Source organism: Vreelandella malpeensis (assembly GCF_020622355.1).
Lineage (GTDB): Bacteria > Pseudomonadota > Gammaproteobacteria > Pseudomonadales > Halomonadaceae > Vreelandella > Vreelandella malpeensis.
This window is the reverse complement of record NZ_WHVL01000002.1, coordinates 479,656-494,949: the sequence shown is the minus strand read 5'-3', so window position 1 is coordinate 494,949 and position 15,294 is coordinate 479,656. Positions and strand designations below refer to the sequence as shown.

Annotated in this window: 13 protein-coding genes; 7 read left to right on the top strand and 6 right to left on the bottom strand. The window is 65.2% G+C overall.

The window, feature by feature from the left end; translation table 11 throughout:
• Positions 1–9 precede the first annotated feature (9 nt).
• The 5 genes from gabT to csiR form a co-directional block, all read right to left on the bottom strand.
• Complete coding sequence (gabT, locus tag GEV37_RS07565) at positions 10–1,290, bottom strand: 4-aminobutyrate--2-oxoglutarate transaminase (RefSeq protein ID WP_227389619.1); 1,281 nt, start codon at positions 1,288–1,290, stop codon at positions 10–12.
• A gap of 136 nt (positions 1,291–1,426) precedes the next feature.
• Positions 1,427–2,230 carry an EAL domain-containing protein gene (locus tag GEV37_RS07560; RefSeq protein ID WP_227389618.1) on the bottom strand — a complete coding sequence of 268 codons (804 nt, stop codon included), beginning with the start codon at positions 2,228–2,230 and terminating at the stop codon, positions 1,427–1,429.
• Between the two features lie 236 nt (positions 2,231–2,466).
• Positions 2,467–3,717, bottom strand: coding sequence for a CaiB/BaiF CoA transferase family protein (locus tag GEV37_RS07555; RefSeq protein WP_227389617.1), 1,251 nt, complete (start codon positions 3,715–3,717; stop codon positions 2,467–2,469).
• Between the two features lie 20 nt (positions 3,718–3,737).
• On the bottom strand, positions 3,738–4,916 hold the full coding sequence (locus tag GEV37_RS07550) for an acyl-CoA dehydrogenase (protein WP_227389616.1): 1,179 nt from the start codon (positions 4,914–4,916) through the stop codon (positions 3,738–3,740).
• A gap of 153 nt (positions 4,917–5,069) precedes the next feature.
• Complete coding sequence (gene csiR / locus GEV37_RS07545) at positions 5,070–5,759, bottom strand: DNA-binding transcriptional regulator CsiR (protein ID WP_227389615.1); 690 nt, start codon at positions 5,757–5,759, stop codon at positions 5,070–5,072.
• 325 nt (positions 5,760–6,084) lie between these two features.
• Between csiR and GEV37_RS07540 the strand changes: the two genes are divergently transcribed.
• The 3 genes from GEV37_RS07540 to GEV37_RS07530 all read left to right on the top strand — a co-directional run bounded on the left by GEV37_RS07540 (position 6,085) and on the right by GEV37_RS07530 (position 9,655).
• A complete protein-coding gene (locus tag GEV37_RS07540; RefSeq protein WP_227389614.1) occupies positions 6,085–7,044 on the top strand; it encodes a TAXI family TRAP transporter solute-binding subunit in 960 nt (319 codons plus the stop codon).
• Between the two features lie 19 nt (positions 7,045–7,063).
• Complete coding sequence (locus GEV37_RS07535; protein ID WP_227389613.1) at positions 7,064–7,543, top strand: DUF1850 domain-containing protein; 480 nt, start codon at positions 7,064–7,066, stop codon at positions 7,541–7,543.
• A 96-nt stretch (positions 7,544–7,639) separates the two neighbouring features.
• Complete coding sequence (locus GEV37_RS07530) at positions 7,640–9,655, top strand: TRAP transporter permease (protein ID WP_227389612.1); 2,016 nt, start codon at positions 7,640–7,642, stop codon at positions 9,653–9,655.
• A gap of 116 nt (positions 9,656–9,771) precedes the next feature.
• Here GEV37_RS07530 and GEV37_RS07525 read toward each other — a convergent pair whose 3' ends face one another.
• Complete coding sequence (locus GEV37_RS07525; protein WP_227389611.1) at positions 9,772–12,300, bottom strand: penicillin-binding protein 1A; 2,529 nt, start codon at positions 12,298–12,300, stop codon at positions 9,772–9,774.
• A gap of 193 nt (positions 12,301–12,493) precedes the next feature.
• Here GEV37_RS07525 and pilM point away from each other — a divergent pair, with 193 nt between their 5' ends.
• The 4 genes from pilM to GEV37_RS07505 are packed head-to-tail and all read left to right on the top strand — an operon-like array spanning position 12,494 to position 15,280.
• Complete coding sequence (gene pilM, locus GEV37_RS07520; protein WP_227389610.1) at positions 12,494–13,555, top strand: type IV pilus assembly protein PilM; 1,062 nt, start codon at positions 12,494–12,496, stop codon at positions 13,553–13,555.
• Complete coding sequence (locus GEV37_RS07515; protein WP_227389609.1) at positions 13,552–14,118, top strand: PilN domain-containing protein; 567 nt, start codon at positions 13,552–13,554, stop codon at positions 14,116–14,118. The genes pilM and GEV37_RS07515 overlap by 4 nt, the downstream gene beginning before the upstream one ends.
• Positions 14,115–14,759: a type IV pilus inner membrane component PilO gene (locus GEV37_RS07510; RefSeq protein ID WP_227389608.1), complete on the top strand. Its 645-nt coding sequence runs from the start codon at positions 14,115–14,117 to the stop codon at positions 14,757–14,759. The genes GEV37_RS07515 and GEV37_RS07510 overlap by 4 nt, the downstream gene beginning before the upstream one ends.
• Positions 14,756–15,280, top strand: a complete 525-nt coding sequence (locus GEV37_RS07505) for a pilus assembly protein PilP (protein ID WP_227389607.1) — start codon at positions 14,756–14,758, stop codon at positions 15,278–15,280. The genes GEV37_RS07510 and GEV37_RS07505 overlap by 4 nt, the downstream gene beginning before the upstream one ends.
• Positions 15,281–15,294 lie beyond the last annotated feature (14 nt).

Genomic DNA, 15,294 nt, shown 5'->3' with positions numbered 1-15,294 from the left:
GGTTCTTTGTCAGATCAACGACTCCAGGCACGCCTCGATGATGTCGAGGCCTTCGTCGAGCACGCTGTCCTCGATGGTCACCGGCATCAGAAAGCGGATGGTATTGGCGTACATGCCGCAGGAGAGCAGGATCAGCCCCTCTTCGCGCGCCTTCTTGCAAAGTGCGCCGGCCAGCTCCGGGTTCGGCGCGCGTTCACTCTTGCCCTTGTCGGTGACCAGCTCGAAGGCGGCCATCGCGCCCATGTGGCGGGCGTTGTCGACGCAGTCGAACTTCTGCTGCCACTCGCCAAAGCGTTGGCCGAGCTTCTCGCCCAGGGCCTGACTTCTCTCCAGGATGTTCTCCTGCTCGAACACCTCAAGCACGGCCAGCGCCGCCGCGCAGGCGGTGGGGCTGCCAGTGTAGGTACCGCCGAGGGAATTGGGGCCGGAGGCGTCCATGAGCTTGTCGGTGCCGACGATCGCCGAGATCGGCATGCCGTCCGCCATGCTTTTCGCCATGGTCATGATGTCCGGCTCCACGCCGCTGTGCTCGATGGCGAAGAGCTTGCCGGTGCGCCCGAAGCCGGACTGCACCTCGTCGACGATCATCAGGATGCCGAGTTCGTCGCAGATGTCGCGCACTCGCTTCAGAAACGAGGCGGGCGCGGGGTAGAAGCCGCCTTCGCCGAGTACCGGTTCGAGCACGATGGCGGCGGTATTGGTCGGGCCGGCGTCGGTCTTCAACGCCATCATCAGCCCCCGAATCGCCTCGTCTTCGCTGATGCCATGGTAGGGCACAGGATAAGGCGCGCGAAACACGGTGCCGGGCATTGGGCCGAAGTCGGTCTGGTACGGCGCGACCTTTCCGTTCATCGCCATGGTGAAGAAGGTGCGACCATGGTAGCCGCCGTCGAAGCAGATCACGTTGGGCCGCTTGGTGGCCGCCCGGGCGATCTTGACCGCGTTCTCCAGCGCCTCGGCGCCGGAGTTGGCGAGCATCACCTTGGCGTGGCCGCGTACCGGCACCACCTGGCTCAATTTCTCGGCGACCTTCACGTAGCCTTCATAGGGCATCACGGTCTGGCAGGTGTGCATGACCTTGTCGAGCTGCTCCTTGACCGCGGCGACCACCTTGGGGTGGCGGTGGCCGATGTTGAGCACGCCGATGCCGCCGGCGAAGTCGATAAAACGGTTGCCGTCGGCGTCCCAGATCTCGGCGTTCTCGGCCCGGGCGGCATAGGCGGTGGCGGGGCTTGCCGCACCCGCGGCCACGTATTTCTGCTTTAGCTTGTCGAGCTCGGCATTGGTCATGGCTTGCTCCTGTCGTGGGACGTGCGGCCTCGCGCCGTCCCTCATGGGTGTTGGTACCGTTAGCATGGTACCGTCAGCATAGTACCGTCAGCATAGTACGCAGGAGCGCGGTTGACATCCCGCCACCGCAGGGCGGTCAGGCGTTGGCCAGGTCGGCCCGGGAGTGAAGCTTTTCGCGCAGGGCGAGAAGTCGCGGGGTGAGGTCCTCGCCGAGCGAGTCGATGACCGGCCGGGCGTAGAAGTAGCCCTGCTGACGGGTGATGCCGACGCGAGCGAGCCACAGCGCCTCTGCTTCGGTCTCGATGCCTTCAGCGATCAGGCTGATGCCGAGCTCGCGACCCAGGGTGACCACCGCCTTCAAGAGCGCCTGGCGACGCGGGTCGCGGTCGCAGTTCATGACGATCTCGCGGTCGATCTTGAGCTTGTCCGGGGCGAGGTCGGTGAGCAGGTCCAGGTTGGCGTAGCCGTTGCCGAAGTCGTCCAGCGCGGTCTTGAATCCCATGCTCTTGTAGGCGTCGATGATGTCGGTCAGGTGCTGGCGGTCGTTGACCCGCTCGGTCTCGGTAATCTCGAACACCAGGCGGTTGATGGGCCAGCCCACACGCCGGGACACCTCGAGTGTTGCCTGGATGCAGGCGTGAGGCTCGTAGACCGCGTTGGGCAGGAAGTTGATCGAAAGATCGGTCTGCATGTTCAGGGCGCTGGCCATCTCGATCGCCTTTACCCGGCAGGCCTGGTCGAAACGGTACAGAAGCCCCTCGGTTACCTGAGAAAGGATACTGAAGGCCGACTCGCCGTTGACCCCACGCACCAGCGCCTCGTAAGTGGTGATCCTGGCGTGCGCCACGTCCACGATGGGCTGGAATGCCATGGTGAACTCGAACGGCAACTCGCCTTCGCAGCGATTGCAGTGCCCCTCTACCCGAGCGCAATTGCTCATGGAAACTCCTGGTTTTCAAGCCGATGTTGCTGGTTTTAATGGCGCATCTGGCGTGCGCCTGTGGGCTAGTCCTTTATGACTAGTCGACTCAGTCTAGTTGCCCGCCGCCAGCGCGTACATGGCACGCGTTATCCAGGCTCCGGGCTTTTAACAAATGTTTCCGTGCTTGCAATCAAAAAAAGCGCCCTGTAACGGGCGCAAGGGGAAGGTATGGCAAGGTATGCAACGGCAAATGGCTAGATGATGCCTGCCTCGCGAAGCGCCTGGCGCTGCTCCGGCGTGATGCCGATCTCCTCGAGTACGCCATCGGTGTGCTCACCGAGCAGCGGCGGGGCGGTGCCGGCAGTGACCTGGTGGCCGTCGATACGGATCGGGCAGGCGACAAGATCCACGCTGCCCGCCCGGGGATGGGGCAGGGTCTGCTTGAGCGTGCGCGCCTTGACGTGGGCGTCGTCGAAGACGCGGTCGAGGGTGTTGATCGGCCCGCAGGGCACGCCGACCGCCTCGAACGCGGCCAGCCACTCGTCAAGCGAGCGCTGCGCAAGAGCCGCTTCCAGCCTGGGTACCAGCTGCGCTCGGTTCGCCACCCGCGCGCCGTTGGTGGCAAAGCGCGCATCCTCGCAAAGCACCGGTTCTCCGATCACTTGGCAAAAGCGCTGGAACTGCGTGTCGTTGCCCACCGCGACGATGAGATGGCCATCGCGCGTGGCGAAGGCCTGGTAGGGCACGATGTTGGGGTGAGCGTTGCCCAGGCGCGTGGGTATCTGGCCGGAGGTGAGATAGTTGCTCGCCTGGTTGGCGAGCACCCCCACCTGCACGTCCATCAGCGAAAGATCGACATGGCAACCCTGGCCTGAATCACGCCGGGCATAGAGCGCAGCAAGGATGGCGTTGCTGGCATAAAGGCCGGTGAACAGGTCGGTGATTGCCACGCCCACCTTGACCGGCCCGCCGCCAGGGGCGCTGTCCGGTTGGCCGGTCAGGCTCATCAGGCCCCCCATGGCCTGGATCATGAAGTCGTAGCCGGCGCGATGGGCGTAGGGGCTATGTTGGCCGAAACCGGTGATCGAACAGTAGACGAGCCCCGGGTTGATCGCCTTCAGGCTTTCAAAATCCAGACCGTACTTCGCAAGCCCGCCGACCTTGAAGTTCTCGAGCAGCACGTCGGCGCCGCGGGCGAGCGTCTTGATCAGCGCCTGGCCTTCGGGTTTGGCCATGTCGACGGTGACCGAGCGCTTGCCACGGTTGGCGCACAGGTAGTAGGCGGACTCGAAGCTGTCGGCAAGCCCGTCTCCCAGCCCTTCTCCCGATCGCTCTCCCAGCCAGGGCGGGCCCCACTGGCGGGTATCGTCGCCCAGGCCCGGGCGCTCGATCTTGATCACCTCGGCGCCCATATCCGCCAGGAGCTGCCCGCACCAGGGGCCGGCGAGCACGCGGGAGAGATCGAGCACCTTGATGCCGGCAAGCGGCGTGGGCGTATCGCTCATGGGGCACCTCGTCGGGCGGGTTAGAAGAACGCCTGCAGACCGGTCTGGGCGCGACCCAGGATCAGCGCGTGCACGTCATGGGTACCCTCGTAGGTGTTGACCGACTCCAGGTTCACCATGTGGCGAATCACGCCGTACTCGTCGGATACGCCGTTGCCGCCGTGCATGTCGCGGGAAAGCCGGGCGATGTCCAGCGCCTTGCCGCAGTTGTTGCGCTTGATCAGCGACACCATTTCCGGGGTCCAGTTGCCCGCATCCATCAGCCGGCCGACCTGCAGCGCCGCCTGAAGACCGAGGGCGATCTCGGTCTGCATGTCGGCGAGCTTCTTCTGGATCAACTGGTTGGCGGCGAGCGGGCGGTTGAACTGCTTGCGATCCAGAGTGTACTGGCGCGCGGCGTGCCAGCAGAACTCGGCGGTGCCCATCACGCCCCAGGCGATGCCGTAGCGCGCCTTGTTGAGGCAACCAAACGGGCCTTTCAGGCCGCTGACGCCCGGCAACAGGTTCTCTTCCGGCACGAAGGCGCCATCGAGCACGATCTCGCCGGTGATCGAGGCGCGAAGCGATACCTTGCCCTCGATCTTCGGCGTGGAGAAGCCTTCCGTGCCGCGCTCGACGATGAAGCCCTTGATCTGGTCGTCATGAGCGGCGGATTTCGCCCATACCACGGCGAGATCGGCGATGGGGCTATTGGTGATCCACATCTTGGCCCCGGTCAGGCGGTAGCCGCCATCGACCTTCTCGGCGCGGGTGATCATCGAGCCCGGGTCGGAGCCGTGGTCCGGCTCGGTGAGCCCGAAGCAGCCGACCAGCTCGCCGGTGGCAAGTTTGGGCAGGTACTTCTGCTTCTGCTCTTCACTACCGTAGGTCTCGATCGGGTACATCACCAAGGAGGACTGCACGCTCATCGCCGAGCGGTAGCCGGAATCGACGCGCTCGACCTCGCGGGCGATCAGCCCGTAGGCCACGTGGTTGACGCCGGCGCCGCCGTACGCCTCAGAAACCGTCGCGCCGAGCAGGCCAAGCTCGCCCATCTCGGACATGATCTCGCGATCGAAGCGCTCCTCGCGGAAGGCGCCGAGCACGCGGGGCTGAAGGTTTTCCTGGCAGTAGTCCCGGGCGGCGTCGCGAATCTGGCGCTCCTCGTCGCTGAGCTGCTGTTCCAGAAGTAGCGGGTCGTCCCAGTTGAAGCGTGACATGGCGAAGGCTCCTGAGCGTGTTGGCTCGTAGCGTGGCGCCGCGCTTGCAACCGGTGAGCACGGCGAATAATGGAAGTCGGGGCGGTACAAGACCGCCTGGTTCAATCTATCGCCGTTATTTTAAAATATCTACATTTTTTTGAAACGCCGACGTTAGTCGATACCGCGTGCGCGCAACACGTCGGTAATGATGGGCACCGGGGTCATCAGATGCTCGCGCATCAGGACGGCGGCGCGTTCGGCGTCGCGGGCTAGGATCACCTCGACCAGCGCGGTGTGTTCGCGATGCTTGCGTTCGAGCGCCGGGGCGGACATCACCGTCTCCTGAAGCCATAGATGACGGTAGCGCTCTACCTGGTTGAACAGCGACTCGCGCATCTGCAGAAGATGAGGAGAGTTGCAGCCGCTGGCGATGGCGGTATGAAACGCCTGGTGGCGCGTATCCCACACGTCGAGCAGGTCCGTGGGCGTGTTGAGGCGGGTGATCTTGCCAAGGCGATGGGCGGTGGCCAGCACGCCAGCTTCCCAGTCGTCGTCGCCGCGCTCGATGGCAAGCCTCAGAATCAACCCCTCGAGCTGGGCGCGCGCATCGTAGATGTCGTTGAGCTCGGCCAGCGACATCGCGGCCACGCGGTAGCCGCGCTGACTGATGGCGACCACCAGGCGATCCGCCACCAGTTGGGAGAGCGCCTCGCGCAGCGGGCCGGTGCTCAGCCCGTAGCGCTCTTTCAGAAGGCTCATCAGCAGTTTTTCGCCGGCCTGGTAGCGGCCACGAATGATGTCGCGCTTGAGTTCTCGGTAGGCGCTGATGGCCAGGTTGGGGCGGGGCAGGGGCGAGGCCATCGACTCTCCTTGAGCGTCTCGATCGTGCATTAAAACGCTAAAATAGCGGACATTGTGGTCAGATGGGGGAGATTCTACAGAAATTCGCGCGACTTGGCCTGGGCAAGTGGTCCTCGAACAACGCCACCTGGCACCCGCCGAAGGGCGTTTTCGTCCTCTTGGCTATGGAACCATCGTCCCATTAACGTTTGATTTGAAACCGTGCTAACGTCGGTTAAACGCTCTCCGATACCCGGATGGTCGTTTTGCACCGCCTGGATCTGCAACGTCAACAACGATCTTTCAAGAACGTCAACAACGATCTTTCAAGACAGGGGCAATGCTCATGCGAACGCTGAACTATGCAGTAGCCACCACCATGCTGGCCCTGGCGCTACCCGCCAGCGCCCAGCAGCTCTCGATCGCCACCGGCGGCACCGGCGGGGTGTATTACCCCATCGGCGGGGGCTTGGCCGAAATGATCAACAACCATATCGAAGGTGCCCAGGCCACGGCGGAAGTCACTGGCGCCTCGGTCGAGAACATGGGCCTGATCATGCGCGGTGACGCGGATCTCGCCACGGCCCTGGCCGATACCGTCTACCAGGCCTACACCGGCACCGGTGACTTCGAAGGCCGCCAGGTCGAGAACACCCGGGCGCTGGCGTCGATCTACCCCAACGCCGTGCAGCTGGTGGTGCTGGCGGAATCCGACATTCAAGGCATCGAGGATCTGGCCGGCAAGCGCGTCTCGGTCGGCGCGCCGGGCAGCGGCACCGAGCTCAACGCCCGCGCCGTGCTCGAGTCCAACGGCGTAAGCTACGACGACTTCACCGCCCAGCGGCTCAACTTCAACGAGACCGCCGACGCCATTCGCGACGGCGACATCGATGCCGGCTTCTGGAGCGTCGGCCCGCCGACCAGCTCGATCATGAACCTGGCAGCCACCCGGGATATCCGCCTTATCGGCCTCTCCGACGAGGAGATTGCCAACGCCCAGGAAGAGGAGGCGGTGTTCGCGCCTTACGAGCTGGCGGCTGGCCTCTACGACGGCATGGACGAGGCGGTACAGACCATCGGTATTCCCAACGTGCTGGTGGTCAACGCCGACATGGACGAAGAGCTCGCCTACCAGCTCACGCAGCTTCTGTTCGAGCACATCGACGAGCTGATCGCGGTGCACCCGGCGGCCAACGACACCACCGTGGAGTTCACCATGGAGTCCACGCCGGTACCGCTGCACCCCGGCGCGATTCGCTACTTCGAGGAAGTCGGCGCCGAGATTCCGGACCGCCTGCGTCCTTGATTTTTGAGGAGGCGTTCTCATGCAGTGGTCGTTTCTGCCGCTGATGACGCTTTCACTGGTGATACCGCCCGCCGGCGCCTGGGAACAGGCGCCGGCGCATTTGCAGGTCACCCGCGAAAGCGGCGAGGTACTGCTCGACGAGCCGGCGCCGACGGGCAGCCGCTGGTGCATGACCTGGAATCACTCGGTGGCGCACTTCACCGTGCGCGACTGCTATGTGAACCGTGAAGGCACCATGGTGCTCGAGCGCAGCCACCAGCCGGACTTCGCCGCCGGTCTTGGCCATATCGAAGGTCGCGGCGTGCAGGTGTCCGACGGCGAAGGCGGCTACTGGATCGAAGAGATCATGGAGCCGGTACCGGGCAATCGCTACGCACTGCGCGTGGGCGCTCCTGCGGTGGATCACCGGCTGGCCTGGCCCGGTGGCGAGTACCCCACGGTGAGCCTTTCCGTGCGTGCCGCCGGCGAGCGGGTATATGTCGAGCTCACCTCGCCCTGACCCGTGCCAGCTATCACGCCGGCGCGAACTGAAAAAAAGACATTCCAATATCGACGTTTCATCACTTTAGCTTCCATTGCTCTCTTCGAGGTTCCCATGAGCGAATCCACTCAACCGCCGGTGGTCATCCCCGGGGCCAACGCGCGACAGCCGCGGCTGGTACTCAAGGTGATCACGCTGGTCGCGGTCGCCCTCTCGCTTTTCCAGCTCTACTCCGCGGGCATTCAGCCGCTGGGGCTTTTCTATCAGCGCAGCATCCACCTGGCGCTGATCATGCTGTTGGCCTTCTTGATGTTTCCCGTCTTCGGCCCTACCCGCAAACGCGGTGTACTGGGCTGGGCAATCGATGCGCTCTTCTTCGCTGGCGCCTTGATCACTGGCGGGTATCTGGTGCTGTATCTCGACGAGATCGTCAACCGTGCCGGTTTCTGGAACCAGACCGATATCACCGTGGCGATCATCGCCACGGTGACGGTGCTCGAGGCCAGCCGCCGGGCGGTGGGGCTCGGGATGACCATCATCGGCTTGATCGCGATCATCTACGCTCTGGCCGGTCCGCGGGGCGAACTGCCCTGGCTCGGTGAGTGGCTGCCGGGCATTCTCTCCCATCGCGGCTATACCCTGGATCGGGTGGCGGGACAGCTCTATCTCGGCCAGGAGGGCATCTTCGGGCTGCCGCTCGGGGTCGCCGCCACCTACATCTTCATCTTCGTGCTGTTCGGCGCCTTTCTGGAATGCACTGGAGCAGGACGGTTCTTCATCGACATGGCCTACGCCGCCACCGGTCGCCAGCGCGGCGGCCCGGCCAAGGCGGCCGTGCTCGCCTCGGCGGGCATGGGCTCGATCTCGGGCAGCGCCATCGCCAACGTGGTGACCACCGGCGCCTTCACCATTCCACTGATGAAAAAGCTCGGCTACAAGGCCAAGCAGGCCGGCGGCATCGAGGCCGCTGCCTCGACCGGCGGGCAGATCACCCCACCTCTGATGGGCGCCGGCGCCTTCTTGATCGCCGAATACACCAACACACCGTATCTCGAGATCGTCAAGATCAGCATCCTGCCGGCGATCATGTACTTCGCCACGGTCTACCTGTTCGTGCACATCATCGCGCTCAAGCAGGGCATGCAGGGCATGCCGCGCTCGGAGCTGCCGAAGATGCGCCAGGTGATGAAGGATGGCTGGCACTTCCTCTTGCCGCTGGCGGTACTGGTGTGGCTTCTGGTCATGAACCTGTCGCCGATGCGGGTGGGCTACTACGCGGTCATCACCATGGTCGCGGTGGCGGTGATCCGTTACGCCTTGTGGTACTTCTTCGTCGCTCCCCGTCAGGGGCAACCGGTTACCGCCGAGCGCACCGTGGGCGTCGTTAAAGCGGGGCTTGGAAAGCTCGTGGAAGGTCTCGAACTCGGCGCGCGCAACGCCGTGGCGGTCTCCATGGCCTGCGCCGTGGCCGGTATCATCGTCGGCGTGGTGGGGCTGACCGGCCTCGGGCTCAAGTTCTCCTCGATGATGCTCGCCTTCTCCGGCGGCAACCTGGTGCTGGCGCTGGTGATGGTGCTGTTGGCGAGCCTGGTGCTCGGCATGGGGCTGCCGGTCACCGCGAGCTACATCGTGCTGATCGTGCTGGTCGGGCCGGCCTTGACCAGCGAGTTCGGCGTGCCGCTTCTGATCGCGCACCTGGTGGTGTTCTGGTACTCCCAGGACTCCAACGTCACGCCACCGATAGCCCTTGCCGGTTTCGCCGGGGCGGCAATCGCCGGCAGCAAGCCGATGGAGACGAGCTTCCAGGCGTGGAAATTCGCCAAGGGGCTCTACCTGATTCCGCTGTTCATGGTGTTCAACCCGGAGATCATCATCGGCGGCCCGGTGCCGGTGGTGATCTGGAACGCGGTGATCGCGCTGTTCGCGCTATGTGCCTTCGCGGCTTCGCTCGAAGGCTACCTGTTCACGCGCATGTCACTGATTCCGCGCCTGGCCATCGGAGCGGCGATCTTCGGGGTCTTCTACCCGAACCTGTGGACCGAGATCGCCGGCGTGGTGGTAATGGCCGTGGTGATCGGTGCCAACTACCTGGCCAGCCGCCAGGAGGGGGCGGTCCCGACGCGCGCTTGACGCACTACTCAAGTGCGTATGCAACTACCCGAGTGCGTAGCCACGACGTACGCAGGCACAAAAAAGCCCGGAACAATGTTCCGGGCTTTTGCGTTCAAGGCCTGGGCGGGCGGTGATCAGAAGATCGATTCCGCCGCGCCGGAGCCTTGGGAGCCGCTCGCCTCTTCGAGCTCGCGACTGATGGTGCGGGTCTGGTAGGAGGGCAGGCGATCCTCGCGGAACAGCTCCGAGATCCCGCCGGACTGTTCGTCGTAGAGACGGCGGCCGCTGTCCGGGTCGACTCGGGCAGTGACCACCGTGGCGGGGCGCTCCGGTATGGCCGGCGGGGTGCCTTCCAGCGCCTGACCCATGAAGTCGATCCAGATCGGAAGCGCAGCGCTGGCGCCGTACTCGGCGGTGGTCTCGTTGCTGTCCTTGCCCACCCAGACGGTGGTCACCAGATCGCTGTTGAAGCCGGCGAACCAGGCATCGCGCTGGTTGTTGGTGGTGCCGGTCTTGCCGACGATATCGTCACGGTTCAGGCTCAGCGCGGCACGCCCGGTGCCGGAGGTAATGACGTCGCGCAGCATGTCGCGCAGGATGTAGACCGCCGCCGGGTCGGCCACCCGCTCGGCGACCGGGTACTCCTTGCCGTCGATCTCCACGCTCTGCTGGCCATCGGCACAGCTCGGGCAGGCGATGCGCGGTGTGGCTTCGTCGAGCACCTCGTTGTCGTCGTTGCGGGTGACGCGTTCGATGAACCAGGGCGAGACCTGGAAGCCGCCGTTGGCGATCACCGCGTAGGCGTTGGTCATCTCCATGGGCGTGAGGCTGGCGCTGCCCAGTGCCAGCGACAGGCCCCGGGGCAGGCGGTCGACGGAGAAGCCGAAGCCGGCCAGGTAGTCGATGGTCGGGTTGACGCCCATGGACTGCAGCACGCGAATGGTGACCAGGTTGCGCGAGCGGGCGAGCGCCGGGCGCAGGCGCATCGGGCCCTGGAAGTCGCGGCTGGAGTTGACCGGGCGCCACAGCGAGTTGCTGCCGTCGTCGACCACCAGCGGCGCATCGTTGACCACGCTCGCCGCGGTCATGCCGCCGTCGTCGAGGGCGGCCAGGTAGATGAACGGCTTGAAGATCGAGCCGGACTGGCGCTGGGCCTGGATGGCGCGGTTGAACTTGCTGGCATTGAAGTCGAAGCCGCCCTGCAGCGCCAGGATCGCGCCGGTGCGCGGGTCCTGGACCACCAGCGATCCTTCGACGTCCGGGCGCTGGGAAAGGCGCACCGAGCCGTCGTCGTTCTCGACGATGCGCACCAGGTCGCCGCGCACGGCGATCTGGTCGGCGCTCGACGGCTCGCCGCCACGGCTTCTCGGGTTCTGGTAGGCGCGCGCCCAGCTGAGCCCTTCCCAGGGAATGGTCTTGAGCTCGCGGTCGCGGGTCAGCACCTGCATCTCGCGGCCGCCGCTCTGGACCACGATGGCCGGGCGCAGCAGGCCGTAGTTAGGCGTGCGTTCGAGCACCTGCAGCCAGTTGGAGACGTCGCCGTCGATACCGGCGATCTCGGTCTGGCTGCGCTCGGCGGCCTGGCGTGCGGTCTGGCGGATTTCCGGCGACTCGGAAAGCTCCTCCTCGAGGCCCTGGGTCGTGGTCTGCTCCTGGGCTTCGACGAGACTTGCGGCGATGTCGCTCTGCTCGGCACCGCGCCAGCCGTGGCGCTGGTCGTAGGCGATCAGACCGCTCGCCAGCGCCTGACGGGCAGCGGGCTGGAGCTCGCTGTCGATGGTGGTGTAGATCCGGTAGCCGCCGGTGTAGGCGGTGTCACCAAAGCGCTCGACGGCGTACTGGCGGGCCATTTCCGAGACGTAGGAGGCGTCCACCTCGGTCTGGGTGTAGTGGCGGCGCGCCGTGACCGGCTCCTGCACCGCGGCGGCGTAGGTGTCGTTGTCGATGTAGCCGAGCTCGCGCATGCGAAACAGGATCCAGTTGCGGCGGATCAGGGAGCGCTCGGAATTGGCCAGCGGGTTGAACGCCGAGGGGGCCTTGGGCAGGCCCGCGATCATCGCGGTTTCTGCCAGAGTCAGCTCGGAGAGCGGCTTGTCGTAGTAGGTCTCGGCGGCGGTGGCGATTCCGTAGGCGCGGTTGCCGAGAAAGATCTTGTTGACGTAGAGCGAAAAGATCTGCTGCTTGGAAAGGACCTGCTCCATCTGCAGCGCCAGCAGGATCTCGCGAATCTTGCGGGTGAAGGTCTGGTCCAGCGTCAGCATGTAGTTACGTGCGACCTGCATGGTGATGGTGGAGCCACCGGACTGGATCGCGCCGCCGCTGCTGGCGAGCTCCACCGCGGCGCGGGCCAGGCCTCGCGGATCGACGCCTGCGTGCTCGAAGAAGCTGGCGTCCTCGGCGGCGATCAGGGCGTTGATCATGTCCTGGGGGATCTCATCGTAGTCCACCACCATGCGCCGCTCTTCGCCGAACTCGCCGATCAGGCGGCCGTCGCTGGTGAAGATGCGCAGTGGCGTATGAAGCTCGAAGTCCTGCAATTGGCGAACATCGGGAAGTCCCGGCGAGAAGTAGATGGCCGCTGCCACTACCGCCAGCACGATGGCGCCGGCAACGGCCACCACCAGCGAGAAGAGTGAAACGAGGAGGGTGCGAAGAAACGTCATGAACAGAGGGTATCCGTGAAGAGAGGATCAGTGCGGCGCTTTAGCGGCCACATTGCGCAATTGGTCACCATTATAAGAAGGCATGTCGACGGCCACCAGTATTGATATGACTAGATTGGCTTGACGGTGTGAGGCGCCTAAAAATAATGTAATCTCGCTATACGCATAAGACGATAATACCAAGCGAGACGCCATGCGCTTACTCAAGCCCGGCAAGGGACTGATCGGGGTGGACATCACGTCGGCCACCGTCAAGCTCCTCGAGCTCAAGCAGCTGGACAGCAGCTACCAGGTCGAGAGCTATGCCGTACGCCCGCTCAGAGAGGGCGCCGTGGTCGAACGGCGCATTCGCGATATCGTCGATGTGGCAAGGGTCTTGCGCAATGCCGTCGAGCACGCCCGTCCCTCCACCAAGAAGGCCGCCGTGGCCGTGCCGGCCAGCGCCGCCATCACCAAGACGCTGACCTTTCCCGCAAGCCTCGGTGAAGACGAGATCGAAGCGCGCATCGTCGAAGAGTCCGACCGCCACATTCCCTTTCCGTTCAACGAGGTGGCCTTCGACTTCCAGCCCCTGGGGCCTTCTTCCTTCGACGAGAGCCAGCAGCAGGTGGTCCTGGTGGCGTGTCGCCAGCGCGATGTCAGCCAGCTCACCGATACCCTTGTCCAGGCGGGGCTCGAGCCCGCCGCGGTGGATGTCGAGTCCTTCGCCGTCGAGCGCGCCTTCGCCGAGCTCAGGCGCCAGCTCAGCGGGGAGGATGCGCCGTCGGCCTGCGTGGGGCTGGTCGACCTGGGCGCTACCATGAACGCCTTTCACGTGCTGCGCGGCGGGCGCATCATCTACAGCCGCGACAGCGTCTACGGCGGCCGCCAGTTGACCGACGCCATTCGCGAACGCTACGCCCTCAGCGTCGAGGAAGCGGGGCTTGCCAAGAAGCGCGGCGGCCTGCCCGAGGATTACCAGGCAAGCGTGCTCGACCCCTTTCTGGATACCGTGGTCCAGCAGGTGCGCCGCTCGCTTCAGCTCTACTACACCGCCGGCCGCAAGCAGCGCGTCGAGCACATCGTGCTGGCCGGCGGCTCCAGCGTGATTCCGGGACTCGCCGAGCGCATCGCCGCCGAGAACGGCGTGACGGTAACGCTGGCCAATCCCTTCCACCGCATGAAGGTGAACCGGCGCCTCAACGTGCAGGGGCTGGCAAGCGACGCGCCGGCGATGCTGACCGCCGGGGGGCTGGCGATGAAGGTGAGCCAATGAGCATCAACATCAACCTGCTGCCCTGGCGCGATGTCCGCCGCGAAAGGCGCACACGACGCTTCTACGGCCTGGCGCTGCTGGCGCTATTGCTCGGCGTGCTGGTGGCGCTGGCGGTAGCGATGATCTACCAGCTGGAGCTCGACGAGCAGAAGCTGCGCACCGCCTACATCGCCCGCCATATCGAGACCCTGGAGCGCGAGATCGACGACGTGCAGCGCTACCAGACCGATGCCGAGCAGTTGGCGGCCCAGCTTGCGCTGTTCACGACCCTGCAGGAGGACCGCACCGATACGGTGGAGCTGTTCAACGCCCTGGCGGCGAGCCTGACCGACGGCGTGGTCTTTGAACAACTCGCCCGCACCGGCCATCAGGTCAGCGTGACCGCCATCGCCGACGACGAGCGCCAGGTGTCCGAGCAGCTGCGCCGCATCGCCCGCATGCCGGGACTCGGGGTGCCGGTGCTCTCCGAGGTGACCAGCGCCCCGGACCAGCAGGGGCGGCTGTTTCGCTTCGAGGTGACCCAGGCACTCGGCCCGGAAAACGGCGAGGAGAGTGCCCCATGATGACCCGCGATCAACTGGGCCGCGAGTGGCAGCGGCTCAAGGAAGTGGAGCTGCAAAGCCTCGATCTCAAGGAGGCAGGCGAGTGGCCGCCGCTTCTGCGCGCGCTGTGCGTGGCGCTGGTGTTCCTGCTCGCCTTCGGCGGTCTCGTCTGGTGGGAGGTCAGCGACAAGCGCGCCAAGCTCGCCGAGGAGAAGCGCCAGGAGGCACGCCTTCTCAGCGAGTACCGGGTGAAGGCGTCGGAAGTGGCGCTGCTGCCCAACGTGCAGAACCAGCTGATGGACCTGGAGGAGCAGATGGGACGCATGCGCGCCATGCTGCCCACCAGCGCCGAGATTCCCTCGCTTCTGGACAGCATCAGCGACGCTGCGGTGGACAACCGGCTGACCATCGAGGTGATTCGCCTGCGCGCCACGGTCAGCAACGAGCACTACATCGAGCATCCGCTGGATATCCAGGTGCGCGGCGGCTACCACCAGCTGGCAAGCTTCGCCGCCGATATCAGCCAGCTGGCGCGCATCGTTACCCAGCACGACCTGACCATCGCGCCGGTCGATGGCCAAGGCGACAGCCTGCGACTCTCGCTGGTCGCGCGTACCTACAGCTACCTCGACGACCCCGCAGGCGCGCAGGTGACGCCATGATGCCTGCTCGCCTGACCGTCCTGGGCGTCGTCGCGCTGCTCGCGGGTTGCAGCGACGCCGATCTCGACCAGCTCGACGCCACCCTGGCGGACATTCGCCGCGCCCCGACCCAGCAGGCGGCGCTTGCGATTGCGGCGATTCCGCCGCCGGTGGTGCTGAACTACCAATATAGCGACGCGCGCAGCCCGTTCTTGGCGCCTGGCCGCCCGACGCCCAGTGCGACAATCGCCACGGTCGCAAGCGCCCTGGCACCGGATACCCAGCGGCCCCTGGAGCCGCTCGAGGCCTTCGCGCTCCAGTCGCTGCGCCTGGTCGGCACCCTCGAGATGGGGGGGCAGCGTCTGGCGATGATCGCCACGCCCGACGGCAACGTGACCAGCGTGCGCGAAGGCAACCATCTGGGCGCCAACTACGGGGAGATCACCCGTATCACGCGCGACGAGGTGCGCCTTCTCGAGCGCGTCTTCGACGAGCGGGAGGGCTGGCGGGAGAGCCCGGCGGCACTCTCGCTTGCGCCCTGACAACCACCATCACG